The 23,277-nt window shown below is 40.8% G+C and carries 17 protein-coding genes; 5 read left to right on the plus strand and 12 right to left on the minus strand.

Translation table 11 applies throughout. From position 1 onward, the window contains the following. Window positions 1-290: 290 nt before the first annotated feature. The 4 genes from FRX97_RS00120 (at window position 291) to FRX97_RS00135 (ending at window position 5,277) form a co-directional block, all read left to right on the plus strand. Window positions 291-2,201, plus strand: a complete 1,911-nt coding sequence (locus FRX97_RS00120) for a T9SS type A sorting domain-containing protein (protein WP_147012130.1) — start codon at window positions 291-293, stop codon at window positions 2,199-2,201. Between the two features lie 68 nt (window positions 2,202-2,269). Beyond that, on the plus strand, window positions 2,270-2,770 hold the full coding sequence (locus FRX97_RS00125) for a TlpA family protein disulfide reductase (protein ID WP_147012132.1): 501 nt from the start codon (window positions 2,270-2,272) through the stop codon (window positions 2,768-2,770). After that, window positions 2,757-4,397, plus strand: coding sequence for a DUF6029 family protein (locus FRX97_RS00130; protein WP_147012134.1), 1,641 nt, complete (start codon window positions 2,757-2,759; stop codon window positions 4,395-4,397). The genes FRX97_RS00125 and FRX97_RS00130 overlap by 14 nt, the downstream gene beginning before the upstream one ends. 10 nt (window positions 4,398-4,407) lie before the next feature. Then, window positions 4,408-5,277 (plus strand): Omp28-related outer membrane protein, encoded by an 870-nt coding sequence (locus tag FRX97_RS00135; protein ID WP_147012136.1) that lies wholly within the window; start codon window positions 4,408-4,410, stop codon window positions 5,275-5,277. Window positions 5,278-5,284: 7 nt separating this feature from the next. On the opposite strand, the gene queG is transcribed toward FRX97_RS00135, so the two are convergent. The 11 genes from queG to FRX97_RS00190 are packed head-to-tail and all read right to left on the minus strand — an operon-like array spanning window position 5,285 to window position 19,294. Continuing rightward, a complete protein-coding gene (gene queG, locus FRX97_RS00140; protein ID WP_147012138.1) occupies window positions 5,285-6,217 on the minus strand; it encodes a tRNA epoxyqueuosine(34) reductase QueG in 933 nt (310 codons plus the stop codon). Next, window positions 6,217-7,242, minus strand: coding sequence for a Holliday junction branch migration DNA helicase RuvB (gene ruvB, locus FRX97_RS00145; protein ID WP_147012140.1), 1,026 nt, complete (start codon window positions 7,240-7,242; stop codon window positions 6,217-6,219). The genes queG and ruvB overlap by 1 nt, the downstream gene beginning before the upstream one ends. Next, window positions 7,226-7,882, minus strand: a complete 657-nt coding sequence (locus tag FRX97_RS00150; protein WP_147012142.1) for a hypothetical protein — start codon at window positions 7,880-7,882, stop codon at window positions 7,226-7,228. The genes ruvB and FRX97_RS00150 overlap by 17 nt, the downstream gene beginning before the upstream one ends. A gap of 13 nt (window positions 7,883-7,895) precedes the next feature. Beyond that, on the minus strand, window positions 7,896-9,671 hold the full coding sequence (locus FRX97_RS00155) for a cytochrome c oxidase subunit I (protein ID WP_147012144.1): 1,776 nt from the start codon (window positions 9,669-9,671) through the stop codon (window positions 7,896-7,898). Window positions 9,672-9,674: 3 nt separating this feature from the next. Beyond that, complete coding sequence (locus tag FRX97_RS00160) at window positions 9,675-10,862, minus strand: cytochrome c oxidase subunit II (protein WP_147012146.1); 1,188 nt, start codon at window positions 10,860-10,862, stop codon at window positions 9,675-9,677. A 36-nt stretch (window positions 10,863-10,898) separates the two neighbouring features. Continuing rightward, window positions 10,899-12,089 carry a quinol:cytochrome C oxidoreductase gene (locus FRX97_RS00165; protein ID WP_223266527.1) on the minus strand — a complete coding sequence of 397 codons (1,191 nt, stop codon included), beginning with the start codon at window positions 12,087-12,089 and terminating at the stop codon, window positions 10,899-10,901. An 18-nt stretch (window positions 12,090-12,107) separates the two neighbouring features. Beyond that, complete coding sequence (locus tag FRX97_RS00170) at window positions 12,108-12,740, minus strand: c-type cytochrome (RefSeq protein ID WP_147012148.1); 633 nt, start codon at window positions 12,738-12,740, stop codon at window positions 12,108-12,110. 19 nt (window positions 12,741-12,759) lie between these two features. Beyond that, window positions 12,760-13,323: a DUF3341 domain-containing protein gene (locus FRX97_RS00175; protein WP_147012150.1), complete on the minus strand. Its 564-nt coding sequence runs from the start codon at window positions 13,321-13,323 to the stop codon at window positions 12,760-12,762. Window positions 13,324-13,334: 11 nt separating this feature from the next. After that, on the minus strand, window positions 13,335-14,711 hold the full coding sequence (gene nrfD, locus FRX97_RS00180; RefSeq protein WP_147012152.1) for an NrfD/PsrC family molybdoenzyme membrane anchor subunit: 1,377 nt from the start codon (window positions 14,709-14,711) through the stop codon (window positions 13,335-13,337). 11 nt (window positions 14,712-14,722) lie between these two features. Beyond that, window positions 14,723-17,905: a TAT-variant-translocated molybdopterin oxidoreductase gene (locus FRX97_RS00185; RefSeq protein WP_223266528.1), complete on the minus strand. Its 3,183-nt coding sequence runs from the start codon at window positions 17,903-17,905 to the stop codon at window positions 14,723-14,725. A 30-nt stretch (window positions 17,906-17,935) separates the two neighbouring features. Next, the gene (locus FRX97_RS00190) at window positions 17,936-19,294 is read right to left on the minus strand and encodes a c-type cytochrome (protein ID WP_147012156.1); all 1,359 of its coding nucleotides are present in this window, start codon (window positions 19,292-19,294) and stop codon (window positions 17,936-17,938) included. A gap of 198 nt (window positions 19,295-19,492) precedes the next feature. Here FRX97_RS00190 and FRX97_RS00195 point away from each other — a divergent pair, with 198 nt between their 5' ends. After that, the gene (locus FRX97_RS00195; RefSeq protein ID WP_147012158.1) at window positions 19,493-19,948 is read left to right on the plus strand and encodes an SPOR domain-containing protein; all 456 of its coding nucleotides are present in this window, start codon (window positions 19,493-19,495) and stop codon (window positions 19,946-19,948) included. A gap of 226 nt (window positions 19,949-20,174) precedes the next feature. Here the strand turns inward: FRX97_RS00195 and infB are convergent, their stop codons facing one another. After that, window positions 20,175-23,198, minus strand: coding sequence for a translation initiation factor IF-2 (infB, locus tag FRX97_RS00200; protein ID WP_147012160.1), 3,024 nt, complete (start codon window positions 23,196-23,198; stop codon window positions 20,175-20,177). Between the last annotated feature and the right edge of the window lie 79 nt (window positions 23,199-23,277).

Here is a 23,277-nt window from a genome sequence, read left to right on the forward strand (position 1 = left end):
AGTGTTCAGAATAATCTACCAAAACGGTGGTGTTTACAATTTTGAGGTAGAAAAATTATTCCAAATTTAATTTGGAGATTATAATTGAAATTCCCGCAATTCATTGTTGACAAAGGAATTAAAGATTTCTTTACCTAGGGTTAAATTTTCGACGAACGGGAGCTAACCGTCAGTCAGCGGCCTAAACCTTCTCTATAAAACACCAAGAATTGTACTAATCTTTCCAATTAGATGATTTGGCAAAACCCTTTAGTTGCCGCAATTTAGTGTCGCAAAAAATTAAAGATCCTATGAAAAGACTATTACTCTTGTTACTAGCCTCAGTTTTCACCGGCGGATTATTCGCTCAAACGGTGATTTATACTGAGACTTTTGCCAACGGTGCTCCAGACTGGACCATCGAAAATCTGGGGAACAGCCCAGAGCAATTCCAGATTGTTACATTAAACAACACTTCTCTGTTCACCTCAGGAGCAGATGGAAGTTTATATGCTAACGGATATAATACCGGAGCAGGAACCACCCATCAAGGGCATACCACTATCACTTCTCCAGGTTTCGACTGTTCTTCTTACGATAAAGTAATGATGACTTTTGAACAGCTATTTAGCCACATCCAAAGTAACTCTACTTGTAAGGTGTTAGCTTCTAACGATAGCACCACTTGGACTACGGTTTATTCTAACACTGGTGAAATAACCGACCCTATTTTAACTTACGTTGATCTTACTGCAGTTGCGGCAAACCAACCAAAGGTTTACTTGAAATTCGAATTTACTTCTACGGGAGATAGATATTGGATAGTTGATGACGTTACTGTTTTCAATCCAGTAGCAATTAACCTTAACACTAACTACTCTGACATTGTTAGAACGCTAGGTGGTATTAAAGTTATTACTTACTCTCCTGCCTTTGGTAGATATGGAATGAGAATTAATGTACAAAACACTGGTGGTGATGTGATTACCGACATTGAAGTTGATTACGACGTTAACGGTGGTACTACTGAGTCTTACTCTTTTACAGGATTAAACATTGCACCAGCGGAATCTGATGACATTATTATTCCAAACATTGTACAACCTTCAGGAGCAAGCTTCTTTAGAGTAACTGCTAACATTAAATCTGTTAACGGAGTATCGTACTCGGCAGATACACAAATGGCAGATGCTATTTTCTACAAAGATGGCGAGTCTAGCCCAAGAACTCCGGTAATTGAGGTATTTACTAGCTCAACTTGTGGACCATGTCTTCCTGGTAACACCCAAATCCATAGTGTTATGGATCCAAAAGATCCTAAAGAGTACGTTATGATTAAGTACCAACAGGATTTCCCAGGAACAGGTGATCCATACTGTACTGATGAAGCGGTTTCAAGAAGAGGATTCTACGGAGTTAACTCTATTCCTAACACAGCGATTGATGGTGGATGGAACCAAAACCCTAATGGTGGAGCATTCAACAATACGGTTTACAACGATCACAAGGACATTCCTAGTGTAGTTGTGGTTTCTGGAACTTATAATGTTGATCCAGCTACTAAAACTGTTACATATTCTGTAGATGTAACTCCTGACTTTGACATTCCTGCGGGGGCGTTAAACGTTAACATTCAAATTATAGAAGGAAAAACAGATAACAACGTTAAAAGCAACGGTGAAACTGAATTCCACCAGGTAATGAAGAAGATGTTGACAGGTGTTCTCGGTCAACCACTTCCTGATTTAAAAGCTGGTGTTGCTACTAACATTTCCGGTTCTTACACTTTCCAAGGTAACTACCGTTTACCTAACAATGCAGGTGACAGAATTGATCACGAAATTGAGCACACTGTTGAGGAGTTCGAAGATCTATACGTTGTTGCATTCGTTCAGCACATGGGAAGCAAAAAGATTATTGGTGGTGGAAACACTTCTAAATCTACTTCTATCGAAGAAAAAGAAAGCGTAGTTGCAGAATTAACTGCTTCTCCTAACCCATTCAACAACGTTCTTAACCTAAACATCGATGCTATCAGAAATGCTTCTGCTAACGTGGTAGTTATGGATGTAACTGGCAAGGTTGTTGCTTCTGAATTAGTAGAGGTTAATGCTGGATCTCAAGAAGTTTCTTTAGACCTATCTAACGTTAATGCTGGTGTTTATACCGTAGCGGTAAACGTGAACGGAAGCGCTAAGCAAGTTAAGGTTGTGAAGCTGTAAACCAGAAATTCTTGTTATTTTCACTTTTCAAAAGCCCTCTCCGGAGGGCTTTTTTAAATTATAAAACCATGAAATACCTAGTAACTTTACTTTCAATTTGTTTCTCTGTAGCCCTTATGGCTCAATCTACCGACTTACCATCGGTTACCGTTAAAACACTAGCGGGAAAATCCTTTAACAGCGCTGATATCGATAATGATGGTAAACCCATTATCATCAATTTTTGGGCAACTTGGTGTGGACCTTGTAAAAAGGAATTAAATACCATCCACGATCTTTATCCAGATTGGCAAGATGAAACAGGTGTTGTTATTTACGCGGTTTCTATCGACGATTCTAGAAACGTAGCAAAAGTTGGTCCTTATGCAAACAGTAGAGCCTGGGAATACGAAATTCTATTGGACTCCAATGGGGATCTTGCTCGTGCTATGAATGTTACCAACCCTCCTCATACCTTTGTTCTAGACGGAAATAAGAAAATCGTATGGCAGCACAATGGATACGCTGCTGGTGACGAGGAAGAATTGTACGACGTAATCACAAAAGTAGCTAACGGTGAAGATCTGTAAATACGCAGCCCCTTTTATTCTCCTTTTTATATCCTTCAATCTTAGTGCTCAGGTGGGAGGAAAGTTCAGCGGAAACTTCGAGTTTAACGGCCAATACTATGTGGAAGACACATTAATTGATGCCATTCAGCCCGATGAAAAAATGCTGAGCAACGCTTTCTTAAACCTATTGTACAGCAACGATAAAATTAGTGCGGGAATTAGATACGAGGCCTATCAAAATCCCCTACTCGGATTTCCAACTGGGTACACTGGACAAGGAATTCCATATCGCTTTGTATCCTACCGAGATGATAATTACTCGGTAACCGTTGGGAATTTTTACGAGCAATTCGGAAGTGGATTAGTTCTGAGAGCATACAATTCCCCAGGATTAGGATACGATAATGCCTTTGATGGGATTCGTTTAACCTACAAGCCTCACAAGGCTATCAACATTAAAGCCCTTTGGGGTAAACAAAGAATTTTCTTCGACAATGGCCCTGGAATTGTAAGGGGCTTGGATACAGAAGTGAGCTTATCCGACCTATTAAAACCTGATGGATCTTACGAGCATTCGGTTATTGTGGGTGGATCTGTAGTTAGTAAATATCAGGAAGATAACCGCCCCGATTTAAATCTTCCGGAAAATGTGGCTGCATTCAGCGGAAGAGTGCAATACGCAAACACCAAGGGGATTAATGTTCAGGCAGAATATGCCTACAAAGCAAATGACCCATCCTTTGATAATAGATACATCTATCACAATGGTAAGGCACTTTTAGCCAGCGCGTCATATTCTACAAAGGGATTTGGACTTACATACGGTATTAAAGCCGTAGATAATATGTCATTTAGATCGGATAGAAATGCACAAAGCAATAATCTATTCATTAATTATATACCTGCCCTTAACCGCCAGCATACCTACAACTTAGCGGCAAGCTTTTATCCATATGCGGTTCAACCCAATGGTGAGTTTGGTGATCAAATAGAACTGCTTTATACCTTCCAAAGAGGTACCCTGCTGGGTGGGAAATACGGGACTTATTTAAGCGTAAACTACAGTCGAGTTAAGGAACTAGAAAAAGTTGGTATTCCCGATTCTTTGGACGAAAAACTACAAGGGTATGAACGCACGGTGTTTAAACCAGGTAAGCGAGAATATTTTCAGGACTTAAACATTGAGTTGCGTAAGAAATTAAATAAGGAATGGTCCTTTGTATATAACTACGTGAATCTGTTTTACAACATGTCGGTTGTACAAGGGCTTGAAGGGTCGAAAGATGTCAGAGCCTCAATACATATAGCGGATGTAACCTATAAGCTTGCTAGAAAAAAAGCACTTCGACTGGAGATGCAGCACATGGCAACCGAGCAAGATCAAGGAGACTGGGCTTCGGCGATTTTAGAATATACCATTTCGCCACACTGGTTTTTCTCCGTATTTGATCAATACAACTACGGAAATCCAGAAGAGGCCCGACGCGTACATTATTTCGTTGGTTCAATAGGATATATCAAGGATGCTTTCAGAATTACTGCCAACCTAGGTAAGCAGCGTGCTGGAATATTCTGTGTAGGTGGTGTTTGTAGAAATGTACCTGCATCAAGCGGTTTTTCGTTAACTGTAAGTGGAACTTTTTAGGAGATAAGTGATGAAGAAATTATTTGGATTACTGTGTTGTGCAGCATTATTTGCTTGCGATAAAATAGACAACCCCATCCCCGAGCAAGTTCAGTTAACAGCTTGCGAAGTAGAATTTCCCGATTTAGTACCCTTTACAACCCGACGCGTTTTGATAGAGGATTACACGGGCCACAAATGTGGAAACTGCCCCGCCGCTGCGCTGGAGGCCAAACGCATAGAGCAAAAATATCCAAACGACGTTGTGGTTATGGGTGTACATGCTGGATTCTTCGCTGAATATAGATCCAGTGGAAAATATTCTACCGATTTCACTTGCGAGGCCAGCGAAAAGTGGGACTTAGATTTTGGAATCTCTGCCGTTGGAAATCCGAACGGAATGGTAAACAGGTTGGACAATGGAGGTAATAAAGTGGTCGCATATCCAGATTGGGAGTCTAAAGCCACCCAGTTTATTGGTCGTTTGGCCGATTTAGAACTTAACGTTGCCGCTAAAATTAACGACGACAAAATCTGTGGTCAGGCTTTTATTCAGCCTCTTACAAAACTAGATTCCAATCTGGCGATTAACATCGTGTTACTAGAAGACAGCATTGTAGATTGGCAAAAGAACTACAAAAACACAGGAGGAGACCCAAACCTTCCAGACGGTGATGTGCCAGACTACGTGCACAATCACGTCCTTAGAAAATCATTTAACGGACCATACGGAACCCTGCTTACGGGAATTTCTAAGGTGCCCACGGATAGTATTTTTCCAATTGGAATTGAAACGCAAATCGATAGCACCTGGAGAAAATCTAAGCTAAGTGTTGTGGCATTTGTGTACGATATCAACTCTAAAGAAGTACTACAAGTAGCCAAAGCAAAGGCTAAATAATAGCGGACTAACTATTCTTAAGAAACCCAATATTGCGTTTTATACCGCGATATTGGGTTCTTTTTATTGCAGACCCTTTGAAAAGCTCTTCAAAGAGTTCTTCCGTCATTTCTTCCCACCCCCTATCGGATATTTGGATTCTTTCCTTATTTGCCCGTAAATCCTCTGTTTTATGGGGGGTTGAAAATCGATTCCATGGGCACACATCCTGACAAACATCGCAACCAAAAGCCCAATCGTCCATTTTCCCTTTAAAATTATTGGGGATATTCTCTTTTAGCTCTATTGTGAGATAGGAAATACATTTAGAACCATCAATCTGATAAGGTTGAATTAAAGCATCAGTTGGACAAGCATCAATACATTTGGTACAGGTACCACAATAATCTTTAATGGGGCCATCTGGTTCCAAATCCAGATCTAAAATTAATTCGGCGATAAAGAAAAAAGACCCACTTCCCTTATTGATTAAGTTGGTGTTCTTTCCTATCCATCCCAATCCAGATTTCTTTGCCCATGCCTTATCCATTACCGGAGCAGAATCGACAAAAATTCGTCCGCCGACCTCCCCTATTTGTTCGGTAATGGCATGGAGAAAATGTTTGAGTTTCTTTTTAATCACCTTGTGGTAATCCCTACCATAGGCATATTTAGAAATCTTGTATTTACTGTCTTCTCGCTGCTTTTCTGATGGGTAATAATTAAGCAGCAAGCTAATCACAGATTTGGCACCTGGAACAAGAATCCGCGGATCTATGCGCTTATCGAAGTTCCTTTCCATGTACGACATATCGCCATGAAACCCCTTTTTAAGCCAAAGCTCAAGACCCTTAGCCTCTTCCTGCAATTGTTCTGCTTTGGAAATACCACAAAAATCAAAACCTAAATCGGCGGCTATTTGCTTTACGGTTTGGGTTCGAGTGGATTTTAATAGGTCCATTAGAATAGCTTAAATTCATCTGGCCCACCAGGAAGTTTCCCGAAATGTTTAAAGCACTTTTCCGTTACTTTTCTACCACGAGGGGTACGGATTAAGAAGCCTTCTTGGATTAAAAAGGGTTCGTACACTTCTTCAATTGTTCCCGCTTGTTCCCCCACCGCTGTAGCGATGGTAGTTAAACCAACAGGCCCACCCTTAAATTTATCTATTATGGCCTCAAGGATTTTACAATCCATTTCATCCAAGCCATAGTGATCCACATTTAATGCGTTTAATGCGTGGGTCGTAATCGCCAAATCGATACGCCCGCTGCCTTTTACCTGCGCAAAATCTCTAACCCGACGAAGTAATGCATTGGCTATCCTGGGAGTTCCACGAGACCTTCCTGCTATTTCTTGAGATGCTTCTGGACTGATAGGAATATTTAAAATGTCTGCAGATCTTGTTACAATGCCCGAAAGTATTTCTGGCTGGTAGTACTGTAATCGAGAGTTAATTCCAAACCTGGCTCTTAACGGCGCAGTTAATAATCCTGATCTTGTTGTGGCTCCAACAAGAGTAAAGGGATTAAGCGTAATCTGAACACTTCTTGCGGAAGGACCCGCATCGATCATCAAATCGATTTTGAAATCCTCCATCGCTGAATATAAATATTCCTCCACAACCGGATTCAGACGGTGAATTTCATCTATGAAAAGAATATCATTTTCTTGCAAATTGGTCAATAATCCAGCCAAATCTCCTGGCTTATCTAAAACCGGACCGGAGGTTATTTTTAAATCAGCTCCCATCTCATTTGCAATGATGTTTGCCAACGTAGTTTTACCTAAACCGGGGGGACCGTGTAATAAAACATGGTCTAGTGATTCTCCTCGATGTTTTGCGGCCTCAACAAACACCTTAAGATTATCCAAAACTTGCCTCTGACCACTGAAATCCTCAAATGATTGGGGTCGAAGTACTCTATCGACATCTCTTTCGCCTGCTAAGGCATCGTCATCTCTAAAATCAAAATCCTCCAAGATCCGTCTGGTTTAATTTGGATAATATCTCCTCGAAATTGAGGTTGAATTTAAGGCTATATATGGGCGAATTAAAATTTAAGCCAAAACTTCTATTTCCAAAAAGCAAAACTCGATAACCCAAGCCCGTACCTATTGAAAATATTTTTGTTGGGTGATAGTTTACAACCATTACCGCCTCATAAATCATTAGGAAATTATGTTCTCCGGTGCTTTCTCCTGTTATTTTACTACTGATATCACCAATTCCCATCTGCAAAGGATAGGAGGCTGTAAAACGGCCTTTATTAAAGAATAAGTACTCTAGGAAAACAGAACCATAATCTAAGTAGACTTCTTCGTTTATAGAATTCGCCGCGAGCGGAGCACTTTTACCAAGTCTGTTGGTGTGATATCCAACCCCCAGTTGCAACCTTTTCCCAAAATTAGCACCAACCTGTATTCCTTGAATCTTTACCTGAGTGTTAGCAATGAAGGAATTCTTCCCATCTAGGCGCAACAAAAATTTGGGTTCATTCTCATTGATTTCAGACTTCAACAATTTTCCCACCTGGCCATAGCTAATAGAAGCCGTTCCGATAAGGACAAACCCCAACAAAAAAATCCGCTGAAGCAAAGCAGCAGCGGATTTTTTACTATTCATTGAAACAATATTTCTAATGATCCTCTTCACCTTCTTTTAATGGAACGGTCTGAGGCATATAATCTTGTTCTTCGTAACGGCTATAGTCGTAAGCCCAACGGTGTACAGTTGGAAGTTCACCTTCCCAGTTTCCGTGAATGTGCTCCACTGGTGTAGTCCACTCAAGTGTATTAGACTTCCATGGGTTTTGAACTGACTTCTGTCCTTTGAAAATGCTATAGAAGAAGTTAAATAAGAAAATCCCTTGAGCAGCTGCACCAATTATTGCGAAAACACTAATTAGCACGTTCAAATCAACAACTTGATCAAACATAGCAAACTCAGAGTACTCGTAGTAACGTCTTGGAGCACCGGCCAAACCTAGGTAGTGCATAGGGAAGAATACCCCGTAAGCACTTACAATAGTAATCCAGAAATGCGCGTAACCAAGCTTAGTGTTAAGCATTCTTCCATACATTTTCGGGAACCAGTGGTAAACACCTGCGAACATTCCAAAGATGGCAGATAGACCCATTACAATGTGGAAGTGAGCTACAACAAAGTAAGTATCGTGAACGGTGATATCTAATGTGGAATCCGCCAGGATAATACCCGTAACACCACCAGTTACGAAAGACGATACCAACCCAATAGAGAACAACATTGCTGGGGTATACACGATGTTACCCTTCCATAACGTGGTAATGTAGTTAAATGCCTTAACCGCGGATGGAATAGCAATAAGAAGTGTTGTAAATACGAATACAGACCCTAGGAATGGATTCATCCCGGTAACAAACATGTGGTGACCCCATACGATAAACGAAAGGAATCCAATTGCCAAGATAGAACCAATCATTGCACGGTATCCAAAAATTGGCTTCCTAGAGTTTGTTGCAATAATTTCTGAAGTAATACCCAATGCAGGAAGCATTACGATGTATACCTCTGGGTGACCTAAGAACCAGAATAAGTGCTGGAATAGGATAGGCGATCCACCAGTAGCATCTAAAGCTTCACCAGCAATATAAATATCTGATAAGTAGAATGCCGTACCAAAAGAACGGTCCATGATTAGAAGTAACGCTGCTGAGAATAATACTGGGAAAGATAATACCCCAAGTACAGCAGTGATGAAGAATGCCCAAATAGTAAGTGGCAATCTTGTCATCTTCATTCCCTTAGTTCTAAGGTTTAGGATGGTAACGATATAGTTAAGACCACCTAGAAGAGACGAAGCAATGAAAATTGCCATCGAAACTAACCAAAGGGTCATACCAAGACCAGAACCAGGAACTGCCTGTGGAAGAGCTGATAGAGGAGGATAGATTGTCCAACCTGCTGCTGCTGGTCCACTTTCTACGAATAATGAAATGATCATTACTACAGAAGAAATGAAGAAGAACCAGTAGGAAAGCATGTTAAGGAATCCACTAGCCATATCTCTTGCTCCAATTTGTAACGGAATAAGTAGGTTAGAGAAGGTTCCTGATAATCCTCCAGTTAATACAAAGAATACCATAATAGTACCGTGCATTGTAACCAATGCCAAATACATATTACGATCTAATATTCCATCTGGAGCCCATTTGTCTCCTAGGAAAGTATTAAGGATACCAAAAGATTCTCCTGGCCATCCTAATTGAAGTCTAAAGAACACAGACATCATCATGGCTACAATAGCCATAACAATTGCAGTTACTAAGAACTGGCGCCCGATCATTTTATGATCCTGGCTAAATACCCACTTCGTTAGAAACGTTTCTTCGTGGTGATGTGCGTGACCTGCTGTATGTACTGTACCAGCCATTGATTACTTTTTTAAATTTTCTGCTAAACCTTCTTCTTGATCATTTAAACCGTAGGCTTCGGCAAATGTTTTTTGACCTTCTAACCAACGCTTATAATCTTCTTCAGATTCTACGATAATGTCCATTTTCATGTTGTAATGGGCAGAACCACAAATCTTGTTACAAAGAAGCGTGTAGTTAAAATTCTCATCTCCTAGCATGGTTCTCATGCTGTCGGTAGTAATGGTAGGAGTAAACTTAAAGGTAGTTGTCATTCCTGGAACCGTGTTCATTTGAGCACGGAAATGTGGCATATAAGCCGAGTGGATAACATCCTGTGAACGGAAAGTAAAACGAACTTCTTTACCCACTGGTAAATGAAACTCAGCTTTTACGATTCTGTCATCGTAACCTTGTTTCATCTGCTCGTCACTTATTTTTAAACCATTGATTCTAGCGCGTTGTGCATAAAGTCTACGCGTAGCAACTCTAACGCTTTCTTCAACCGCATCAGACATTACTTCCTCTTCCAAACGAGTTTCATTCGCTTTAATTTGCTCATCAATTTCAGCAAGCTTAGTATCGATAGACTCATTGGTTATAATTCCTAGTGGATTCGTACCAGAAATAAAGTTGAAAGAAGTGCTTCCCAATTGGTTATCTGCTCCTCCGTATCTAGCAGTCCAGTCGAATTGCTTAGAGTATAACTCAATATTGATGGCGTCTTCGCTAGCTTCGTCGGTAATATCATCCCAAGCTACTAACCCGGTAATGATAATAATAGCTAGCACTACAGTTGGAACTACGGTCCAAAATAACTCTAACCTATTGTCGTGTGGGAAGAAAACTGCTTTTCTACCTGGCTTAGAGTAATACTTGTAGCAGAACCAAAAAAGAAGTGTATTCACTACAAAGAAAACCGCTGAAACCAACACAAGGTTAAGTGTCATTAGGTTATCGATGGTAACTCCGTGCTCCGAAGCTGATGGAGGAAGCATTTTATCCCAGTATGCAATGGTTAACCAAATAAACATACCGTAAAAAGCTACCATAAAAACCATCCACAAATTTGCGTTCAGCTTATTATTAGCATCGCTAATTACTTCTTCGCGTTGTTGCTTGAGCTTTCTTCCTAGTTCGTAAATTCGAGTTAGCTGGGCAATTGCAACTACCACTAAAACTAACACGATAAAAAGCATCAAATTGCTCATTTGTCTATTGTTTTTCTAATTCTATTAACTCCCTAATTAAATGTGCATGTGCTTAGACTCATCTAAGAATGGATGGTTCTTAGGTAAGAATGAAGCTTTGGTAAACGCATTTAATGTCAGATAAATAAATAATCCCAAAAATCCTAAGAATGTTCCCGCCTCAAAAAGACCATAATGCCAGTGGTGCGTTGCACCTGGAATTACAAGTAGGTAAACATCGAACCAGTGCCCAAGGAAAATGATAGATCCTACTAAAAGAAGGATGCTATTTGTTCTCTTGGCGTTTCTAGACATTAACATCACCATTGGAAGAATGAAGTTAACTCCTACCATTAGGAAATAAGGAACTTTAAAGTGCTCGATACGCTCCACAAAGTAGGTTACCTCTTCAGGAATATCAGAGTACCAAATCAACATAAACTGGCTAAACCATAGATATGTCCATAAGAAGCTAAGTGCAAACATCCACTTACCTAAATCGTGAATATGGTTTTCGTTTACATATGGAAGGTATCCTTTACCCTTTAACCATCTGATTAAAAGGATAGCAGTAATCATTGTGGAAACCCACATTCCAGAGAAAGTGTACCAACCATACATGGTAGAGAACCAGTGCGTATCAATGGACATTAACCAGTCCCAAGATAGAGTTGATGAGAATACAGCAAAGAATACTAAGAATAAAGCACCTCTTTTGTATAAGAATTTGTGGATTTCAGTACCCCCTACCTGATCCTCCTCCAGAGATTTCTTGCGGAATAATCTTGCAAAGAATACAAATGTACCGATGTAAACAAGGGTTCTAATCCAGAAGAAAGGTTTGTTTAGGTATGCTGCTTTACCAGCGATGATAGCATCGTAATGTTCAGAAGTTGGATCGAACACATGTGAATCCATCCAGTGATAGATGTGGTGCCCGCCGAAAGTTCCAACTAGAAGAACAAAAATTAAGATTCCGCCGAATACGGGGATACTTGAATAAATTCCTTCGAATATACGCTTAACCAATACAGTCCAACCTGTTTCGGTAGCGTATTGGAGTGCATAAAAGAATAAAGCTCCTAATCCAATAGCTAAAAAGAAAAAGCTATTTACCAAGATGTTAGACCAGAAGTGGTTGTGATGATCCGAGTGGTCTGTGAAAAATCCAACCAGAATAGATATAATTCCGATTGCCATTAACACAAACGTAGATCGTTTCGCCTTTTTAGAAAATACAAATTCCATTTCGGATACTTTATCTTATTAAATATTCTCAGCAGTTGCAGCAGCCTCTTCCTTCACTAAGTCGGGATTAGTACCGTTATTTTGCAATGCCTTTACATACTGAATTACTAACCAACGCTCTTTCTTATTAAGCTGAGAAGCGTGAGATCCCATCTGCCCTTTACCGTAGGTAATGGTGTGGAACATTTTACCTTCCTCAAGATTTTTAAGCGGCCCGTTGTACGCTGGAGGAGGTGGATATCCACCATTGGTAACTACACCACCGTCTCCGCCACCTTTTTCTCCGTGACAGTGCTGACAAAATTTGGTGTAGATATCTTTTCCTTTCGCTAAGGAAGCTTCGGTAGTCTTAAGAGGAGATTTTAATTCCGCACCTGCCTTCTCATAACCCTCTGTAGTGTTAGGGTATGGGTAGGGGAAGTTTATCCAAGCGTCGCTAGATGAACCTGTATTAGGGATAGTACCCTCAACTGGTTTTCTAACCGATAGCTCATCAAGGTTTTCGTAGTCTACGTATGCCTCAACAGCCGGAGAGCGGTACATATCTGGCATGTACTCAACTCCTGGACTCTGCTCATTTGTAGAACAAGAAGTCGCTGCAAATGCAAGAGCAGGAAGCGCTACTATATATTTAAATGATTTCATTTTCATATCTCGATGCTCTTCTTTCTTAGTATTTATCTTCTTCAGCTACTTCGTAATCCTTTTCTTCCAATTCGAATGGATTGGTAGCAGAGACCCACTCAGATAATTCAGAAGCAGAAACCTGATGGTTGTCCTCCGTTCTGATTTCCATTACAAACTTATCGTCTGTGGTACGTGGATCTGGGTTACGAGCTGGTGCAAATGGCACTGTTTTACATCTTAATAAGTATGTAATGGCCATACCGTGAGCTGCACATAAAACGGTGAACTCAAAGGTAATAGGCACAAATGCCGGTAGGTTTTCTATTAGTGAGAAACTTGGTTTACCACCAATGTTCATTGGCCAATCTACAATCATAAAATAACGCATTGCAACGATAGCAAGTGTCATTCCGATTAAACCATAGATAAAGGCCATATCACCTAAACGGGTTGGTTTTACACCGATAATAGGATCGATTCCGTGGATAGGGAATGGAGAGAATACATCTCTAACTCTAACTCCCTTGTCAACTAATGACTTCGCACTGTTCATTAATGCTCCATCATCGTCGTACATCGCGTATATTACTTTTTCGTTTTTTGCCATGTCTTTAAACCTTAGTGAGATTCATCGTTTTTATACGCCTCTCCAGATGATTTTAAGATTGTTTTTAGCTCGTTAAGTGCTAACACTGGGAAATATCTTGCAAACAATAAGAAGAATGTAAAGAATAACCCAAGCGTTCCAATGAATACCCCTATATCAATAAATGTAGGGTAGAACATTGTCCAAGAAGATGGAAGGTAATCTCTGTGTAACGAGGTAACGATAATTACAAATCTCTCGAACCACATCCCGATGTTTACTACAATCGAAAGGATGAAAGTTGCAAATAAGTTGGTTCTAATTTTCTTGAACCAGAACAACTGAGGAGAGATAACGTTACAAGTCATCATACACCAGTATGCCCAAGCATAAGGTCCTGAGAAACGGTTAATGAATGCGTAAGATTCGTATTCAACACCGGAGTACCAAGAAACAAATAGCTCTGTTAAGTATGCAACCCCAACGATAGATCCTGTTACAATAATTACAATGTTCATGTACTCAACATGCTTAATTGTAATGTATGGCTCAAGGTGCATAGCCTTTCTCATGATTAACAATAGGGTAAGTACCATTGCAAATCCAGAGAATACCGCTCCTGATACGAAGTAAGGAGGGAAAATAGTGGTGTGCCAACCAGGGATAACCGAGGTAGCAAAGTCCATAGATACAATAGAGTGAACCGAGAATACAAGTGGAGTTGCAAGACCTGCTAAAACCAAAGATACTTCCTCGAAGCGATTCCAGTGTTTTGCGTTACCACTCCATCCGAAAGAAAGCATTCCATAAACCTTCTTTTTAATTGGATCGGTTACTTTATCTCTAATCGTTGCGAAATCAGGAATTAATCCAATGTACCAGAATACTAGGGATACAGAGAAATAAGTAGAAATCGCAAATACGTCCCATAGAAGTGGAGAGTTAAAGTTCACCCACAGTGATCCGAATTGGTTTGGTAGAGGTAATACCCAGTATGCCATCCAAATACGTCCCATGTGAATTCCAGGGAAAAGGGCTGCCATCATTACCGCGAAGATGGTCATCGCTTCTGCAGAACGGTTAATTGCCATTCTCCATTTCTGACGGAAAAGTAAAAGTACGGCAGAAATAAGTGTTCCTGCGTGTCCAATACCTACCCACCATACGAAGTTGGTGATATCCCAAGCCCAACCTACTGTTTTGTTAAGCCCCCATACACCGATACCGGTTCCGATAAGGTAAAGGATACATCCTATACCCCAAAGACCAACAATAGCGGCAATGGATAATAATATGTACCAAGGACGAGGAGCTTTATCCTCAATTGGTTTTACCACATCCTCGGTAATGTCATGATAGGTCTTGTGACCTAAAATTAACGGTTCTCTTATCGCTGCTTCTTTATGCATCTGAATCCTGTTTAAGCTTCGCTATGCTGCTCAGCGTTTCTAACTTTAACTTGATAGTAGATATTTGGACGAGTACCAACTTCTTCTAGCACGTTGTATGCACGGTTACCATCAGCAAGTTTTCTTACTCTTGAGTTCTTATCATTAAGATCTCCAAATACAATTGCATCTGTAGGACAAGCCTCAGCACAAGCCGACTGAACTTCTCCATCCTTAACTGGTCTTCCTGCTTTCTTAGCATCTAATTTACCAGCTTGGATACGCTGAACACAAAGGCTACACTTCTCCATAACCCCTCTAGAACGAACAGTTACGTCTGGGTTTAATACCATACGGCCCATTTCGTCTTGTGCAGGGTTAACCTCTGTAAATTTCTTGTATGCTTTGTAGTTAAACCAGTTGAAACGACGTACTTTATAAGGACAGTTGTTAGCACAGTAACGTGTACCAATACAACGGTTATAAGTCATCTGATTTAACCCTTCGTTACTATGTGTAGTTGCAGCTACTGGACAAACTGTCTCACAAGGTGCGTGATTACAGTGCTGACACATCATTGGCATGTGAACTACCGAAGGATTCTGTTCTGGAATTTCCATTGCTCCGTAGCTGAAATCTCCACCTTCTTCCCTTACTTTCTCCTCAGCGGAAGAGAAGTAACGGTCGATACGCATCCAGTGCATATCACGGCTTCTACGAATTTCATCTTTACCTACTACAGGAACGTTATTCTCTGAGTGACAAGCGGTAATACATGATCCACAACCAATACAAGTTGAAAGATCAATACTCATACCCCAACGGTGTCCAACACCTTCAACTGGGTGAGCATCCCAAAGATCGACCTCAGATACAGGCACTTTTTCCATTCCATTTTCAGTATGGATAGGAAGGGTGTGTCCATGGTTGTAATCGTGTTTATGTCCGTGTTGGAAAACTCCAAGTGTAGTTTCCTTTACTACAGACTCTCTTCCCATTACGGTATGGTGCGTTTGAGTACATGCCAAAGGATATTCTTCTCCAGTAGCAGCCACGGTAGCTCCAAATGCAGCATCGATATGAGTTGCACCGAAGGCAGCAGCCATTTGAACAACACGCTTTCCGATAGCAACTTTGTTACCGTTTTCTCCCTCTACGTATCCACCATACTCTCCAGTTTGGAAAGCAGATTTACCAATGTTTTCACCATTTGCTCCACGACCATATCCTAATGCGATACCGATAGTACCTGGAGTTTGTCCTGGTTGTGGGAAAACAGGAAGTTTTAATTCATTTCCATTAACCGAAACGGTTACTAGACTCGCTGGTAATTCTTGACCAATTTCCCCATTTAATCCCATTTGCTCAACATCAGAAGGAGCCATGGTTACGTAGTTATCCCACGTTACTTTAGAAATTGGATCTGGCATCTCTTGTAGCCATGGGTTAGCAGCCTGAGCTCCTGAACCAATACCAACCTTGTGGTAGAATTTAACTTCTATTCCATCCACTGGTTTGGCTAACTTAGAAATTGCACTTGCAGTTGCGCTAGCATCGAAATCAGTCCAAGAAAGACTTTCAGACTTAACCGCTCCTTTGGCAACACCATCGTGAAGACTTTGGTGCCAGAAATCTGCAGCTAAACCAATTTTACCAGTTGCAGCGAAAATATTCTCTTGCCAGTTCTTTTTCATGTATGCATGGAAAGAATCCGCAGACCCCATCCAAGCTAATAAACTCTCTTCGAACTGACGTGTCTTATATAATGGATTAATTGCCGGTTGAGTTAAACTTAATTCGCCAACTCTTGCTTCGGCATCCTTCCAAGACTCTAAATAGTTATGGTCCGGTGCAATTGCAGTACAATTTGCGGCCGTTTCATCAGCGTACTCAGCAATAGCAACTGAGAAAGCTACTTTTTTCAATCCAGCTAGGAATTTATCCCCGTTAGCTAAATAGTATGCAGGGTTAGTTCCTGCGATTATAACCGCACCATAAGCACCTGAATTCATATCAGCAATAAGTTGCGAAACCTCGCTATCCATTTGCTGCCCCAGGTTAATTGGTTGGTTAGTATCTAGAGTAGAACCATAGTTACCCAATAATTTATTGGTGGCAACTACTAATTCTTGTACTTCTTTCAGTTTAGATCCAGAAACAAAAAGAGAAGCCCCTTTTGCAGACCATAAATCCTCGGCTACCTTTTTAGTTTTTGCAGCCCAATCTCCTGTACTAACAGAAACAGAGCTTGCTCCAGCCTTAGCAGCGATGTGATTATAAATTGCAGCTACCACTAACCCCTCTTCAGAAGGCTTCATCATCATTCTAACATCTGCGTTAGAACCAGATAAAGACATGGTGGTTTCAATTTGATAGTGCTTTGATAAACCAGACTCTGGATTTCTCAATTCAGCATAACCCTTTGTAAAGGCAGCTGGATAAACCCAATCGTTTAGGAAGTCTGCATTAACGGCAACTAAAGTTTTTGCCTTTGCAAAGTCGTAGAAAGGAATAATAGCCTTCCCAGTGTGGCTTTCATGTGCTTCTCTTATGGCAGAGAATGAATTTGCATCGATAGTTACATGGTTAAAGCTCTCGCCTTCACCGTTGTATTTCGCAGCAAATTCTGCAACAAGCTTGTTTGCACTTGGGCTAATGATGGAATTGCTAACTAAAGCAACTTTCTTCCCAGCAGAAACAGCCTTCTCTAGCTCACCCACAACTTTAGCATCTAACTGCCCCCAGGTTGTTGCCTCACCTTTTAACTGTGGCTGTTGAACTCTTGCTGTATTGTAAAGATTTAAAACAGAAGCGTTAATTCTTGCATTAACCGCCCCTTTTGTAAATCCATTTTTATTCCCCTTGATGTGAATTGGTCTACCCTCACGAGTTTTAACCATTACGTTTGCAAAATCAAATCCGTCGTAAAAAGAAGACGCATAGAAATTTGCTACACCCGGAGTAATGTCCTCTGGTTTGTTAACGTAAGGAATAGACTTAATTACAGGAGCCTCACATGCTGCAACAGTTGCCGCTGTGATAGAGAATCCCATGAATTTGAGGAAATCTCTTCTTGAAGTTGAAGAAGAAGATTGCTCTTGGTTCGATAAGAATTCCTCTACAGGAACTTCCTCACTGAATTCCTTATTGGCTTTTACTTGAAAAGCTTCAGTTTGATGAAGCTCTTCTAAACCTTTCCAGTATTTTTTATTCATCGATGCCATAGGCCTTAGTTCGAACAATGATTAATAGTGACACTTAGCACATTCAATACCACCTAATTCGCTGGCAGTAATTTGCTCATCACCATTTAAATATTTCTTAAGTTCTTCTGGAGTTAATCTGTTATGAATTTCGTCGTAATAGCCGTTATCAGCCATTTTAACCTCGGTTTCTCTGTGACAGTTAATACACCATCCCATAGTAAGTGGAGCATGTTGTTGTGCAACATCCATCTTCTCCACTTCACCGTGACATTCTTGACACTCTATCTCACCAACTACTACGTGCTGAGAGTGATTGAAGTAAACGTGATCTGGAAGGTTGTGCACTTTCACCCACTTGATAGGCTGTGTCTCACCTGTATATGACCTAGTTTCTTTATCCCAACCAACAGCAGCATAAATTTTGTTGATTTCTTTTTCACCAGTAATCTTCCCTTTAGCAACCGCTGTATGACAGTTCATACAAATGTTCGCTGTAGGAATTCCTGCGTGTTTAGATTTCTCTGCCGAGTTATGACAGTAAACACAGTTAATCTGATTCTGACCAGCGTGTACTTTATGGCTAAACCAAATTGGTTGTTCTGGCTTATACCCTTCGTAAACACCAACACCAGAAAGACCATACCACCCTTCTCTCAAGACCGCTACAAGAGCAACCACGATTAAGAAGATAACTAGTAATTGATTTTTTCTTACCCACAATCTAAATGCGTCGGCATAGGTATTTGGACCGTCGTATTCCTTACCTGCTTCGCGAGCAACTGCCATTGCCATCGCTCTCCTTGCACCTGCAAGCGAGAAAATAGCAATAACCAGAATTAATGCTAACAATGCAGTTAATACGTACCAGGTAGTATCGGTATCTGCCGAAGTAGCCTCTCCACCTTCAGCCTCTACTGGCCCAGCAGCTGCTACCGGAGGTTGATACGCCTCTACATAATCAAGAATAGCGTCGATCTCCTCGTTGTTAACCGCTTGCGCTGGCATAACCCCGGAAGATTTCCAATTCTTGTACAACTCATTCGCATAAGCGTCGCCAGAGTTCAATACCTTTTGAGGATTCTTGATCCACTGATACAACAACTCTTCGCGCCCTGCCCAACGCTCTCTCGCACCTTTTAGTCCCGGACCCGTTAAAGGTTCTTCTGTAGGTCTGTGACAAGAAGCACAGTTTCCTTTAAACAAAATTTCCCCGTTCGGTTGCGCTAAAAGTGATGCAGAGGAAAAAAGAAGGGCTGTAAAAACTAGCAATAGACGTAGCTTGCTTCCTGAAATGACCCTACTCAAACTCACCATATAATTTGGATTAAGCGGATTTCTAATCCTCGATTTCGTGTCGGCAAATTTAATAGAAAGTGCCTTTCTGCTTACTTTATTCATAGGATTTTGAGATGGGTTAGTCAATTTATAATCTTTCTAAATTAATGTTAAGCTAGTCTAATCTTCCACTACTGAACCCCGTTCAGCGTTCCACATAAACCACTTACACCATACTCATAACCAATTTTTGATAATTTGGTTTGCTGTGTAAGTGGTTCTTTAAATGCACTTTGTACTTTTGTTTTGAACTTTTGATTTATGGCAATCCGTATCCTATCTATTCTTGTTTTTGCAGTTGGTTTTTCATTTTCTTCTTGGGGGCAAAGTCCTGTGCAAAAGAGATGGACAATCGACGATGCTATAGGATCGAAATACCAGCCAATGACCGGTAATGTTCAATTAATCATAGAACCCAGTGTTTCTTCTTTAATAGAGCGTTTTCAAAGCAGCAAAGCAGCGGACCCAAGGATTGACGGTTACCGAGTTCAACTGTATTTTGGGACAAGGGAAAAGGCCACCGAAACTAAAACTGAGTTTTTAAAGAAATTTCCTACAGTAAAATCCTATATCACTTGGCTTGAGCCCAACTTTAGAGTTCGAGTTGGGAACTTTAGGACACAACTAGAAGCGGAATCCTTTCTTCAAAGAATTAAGCGGTATTTCCCAACTGCTTATGTAGTATCTGAGCGTATTGATTTACCAGATATTAAGTAATCCAAACTAGAATTTTTAGGCTTGATTAAACGATACCTTTATGGTATTAAGACACCATTCTTGAAACCGTATTAGCTTACTTTGCGCGAAAGGATATTCGACTCAAGTAGCACCCTCCCCTATTTGAACACACCTAGTGACCAGATATCACTAGGTCAGGAATTATCATAAACAAAAAAGGGTTGCCAAAATTGACAACCCTTTTTCCTAATATGCTTTATGTTCGTTACAGCTTTTTAGCAACCTCGACTTGTTCGAAGCTTTCAACTATATCGCCCACCTTAATATCGTTGAACTTATCGATGTTAAGACCACACTCCATACCACGTGGTACTTCTTTAGCATCGTCTTGGAATCGCTTAAGAGAACCAAGGTTTCCTTCGTAAATCACAATTCCATCTCTAATTATGCGGCACTTATTATTTCTAACAATCTTACCTTCTTGAACGAAACATCCGGCAACAACACCCACTTTAGAGATTCTAAAGGTTTCTCTAATTTCTGCAGTACCAACAATTCTTTCTTCAATATCAGGAGACAACATTCCTTCCATCGCATCCTTAATTTCTGCAATGGCATCATAGATAATGCTGTACATTCTGATTTCGATTTCTTCCTTCTCCGCCAATTTCTTAGCCGATGCGTTAGGTCTAACTTGGAAACCAACGATAATCGCATCAGAAGCAGAAGCAAGAAGTACATCAGAATCGGAGATTGGTCCAACTGCTTTGTGAATAATATTTACTTGAATATTCTCATTTGATAACTTCAATAATGCATCTGAAAGGGCCTCGATAGAACCATCCACATCCCCTTTAACGATAAGGTTAAGTTCCTTAAAGTCTCCAAGTGCAAGACGTCTTCCGATTTCATCAAGGGTAACGTGTTTCTGAGCACGGATACCTTGTTCTCTCTGAAGTTGTTGACGTTTAGCCGCAATTTGTTTCGCTTCTCTTTCGTCTTCAACAATATGGAAACGGTCTCCAGCATTTACTGAACCGTTAAGACCGAGCACTGAAACGGGATCTGAAGGACCAGCTACTGAAACCTCTTGTCCACGTTCGTTGTGCATTGCTTTAATTCTACCATACTGAGATCCAGCAAGGATAAAGTCTCCAACTTTCATTGAACCAGATTCCACAAGCATCGTTACAACGTAACCTTTTCCTTTGTCAAGTGAAGATTCGATAACTGAACCTGCAGCTCTTTTATCTGGATCTGCCTTAAGTTCAAGTAATTCCGCCTCTAGAAGTACTTTATCTAGTAATTCTTCGATACCAGTACCTTGCTTAGCAGAAATTTCTTGGCATTGGAACTTACCACCCCAGTCCTCAACAAGGATATTCATCTGAGCTAGTTCTTCCCTAACTTTATCTGGATTAGCACCTGGCTTATCAATCTTGTTGATTGCAAAGATCATAGGAACCTCAGCCGCCTGCGCGTGATTGATTGCTTCCTTAGTTTGTGGCATCACAGCATCATCCGCTGCTACAACAATAATTGCAACGTCAGTCACCTTTGCACCACGGGCACGCATGGCGGTAAACGCTTCGTGACCAGGAGTATCAAGGAAAGTAATTTCCTTTTCGTTGTGGGCAAGTTGTACTTTGTATGCACCAATGTGCTGGGTAATTCCACCCGCCTCACCAGCAATTACGTTCGCAGAACGGATGTAATCAAGAAGCGAAGTTTTACCGTGATCTACGTGACCCATCACCGTTACAATTGGTGAACGAGGTTGTAGGTTATCCGGGTTATCCTCTTCTTCTAATACGGTTTCAGTTTCCTCTGCATCCACAAACTCAACTTTGTAACCGAACTCCTCACAAATTAAAGTAAGGGTTTCAGCATCGAGTCTTTGGTTAATAGCAGCAATGATCCCCAAGGTCATACAAGCAGAAATTACCTGTGTAACGGGAACATCCATCATGGAAGCAATTTCACCTACTGTTACAAATTCTGTAACCTTAAGAATTTTTTGTTCCGCTTGCTTTTTAGCTGCTTCTTCCTCCATTTTTTGAGAAATAGCATCTCTTTTTGCTCTCCGGAATTTTGCTCCTTTATTCTTCCCTCCACCAGAACTTAATCTAGCTAGGGTTTCCTTAATTTCTTTTTGGATTTGCTCTTCGGTAAGCTCTGGTTTCGGCTCTCTCGCCTTACCGCGTTGTCCACCTCTTTGGTTTCCACCTTGTCCACCTCTACCTCTTTGTTGGTTTTGGTCTGGTTGGTTAATACGCTTGCGCTTACGCTTTTTATTACCAGCCTTGTCCTCAGAAGAAGCCACCTTTTTAACATCGGCCTTTTTCTTCTCAGGTTTAGTAGGAAGCTCCATTTTACCTAAGACAGTTGGACCCGATAATTTTTGAACCTTAGCTCTAATTACGTCGTCCTCCTTTTTAGCAGGGGTTTCCTCCTTTTTCTTGGATTCAGCCTCAGCAGCTTTTTGCTTAGCTTCTTCGGCCTCTTTTACCTTGCGTTCCGCCTCTTTCTTAGCTTGAGCCTCTTTAAATGCTTTTTCTCCAGCCTTCTTTTCTTTGAGAATTTCTTCTCTACTTTTCTTAGAAGGACGTGTTTTCGTATTGAGATTAGCAAGATCTAATTTCCCTACAACGCGAGGACCAGATCCATCATCTGCCACCTCCTCATTGCTTTCTGGAGCTTGCTTTTCCTCTGCTGCTGCTTCTGCAGGGGCTTCAGCCTCTGCTTCAACTTCTGGCTCTTTTTCTACTTCGGCTGCTTTAGGTACAGATTTAGCTTCTTCAACCTTTTCTTCAACCTTTTCAACCTCTACTTTAGGCTCTTCTTTAGCGACTTCAGGTTCTGCTTTTGCAACTGGCTCTTCCTTTGCTGGTTCCTCAGTGCTTTCAACAGTTTCCTGCACAACCTCAGCTTTTTCCTCAGTTGTTTCCTCCGATGGGTTATCTGCTTTTTCAGCTTTAGCATCATCGGTTGATTCCGCCTCTGTTTCTGCCTCAGGTTCTGGCTTAGATTTTTCTTCCATGTAATCTAAGGCCACCGTTTCCTTTGGCTGGCGAGCAATAGTCTCTTGTTTAGACGCTTGCTTCACCAATAAATCCGGCATAAACTCTTTAAGCACCATTTCATAGTGCTCCGGATCAAGCTTAGTATTGGGTTTAGCATCGATCTCCACTCCCTTTTTTCCAAGGAAGTCTACGACGGTAGATAGAGATACGTTGCAATCCTTAGCTACCTTACTTAATCTCGCCGGTTTTACTTTAGTTTCAGACATATAAATTTTGTCTCCTATCTTTTACTAATTCAGGTCTGCGCTTAGAAAGGGCATCCTAATCTAATACGCAATTAAGCAA

It is taken from the genome of Luteibaculum oceani (assembly GCF_007995015.1).
GTDB classification, from domain to species: domain Bacteria; phylum Bacteroidota; class Bacteroidia; order Flavobacteriales_D; family Luteibaculaceae; genus Luteibaculum; species Luteibaculum oceani.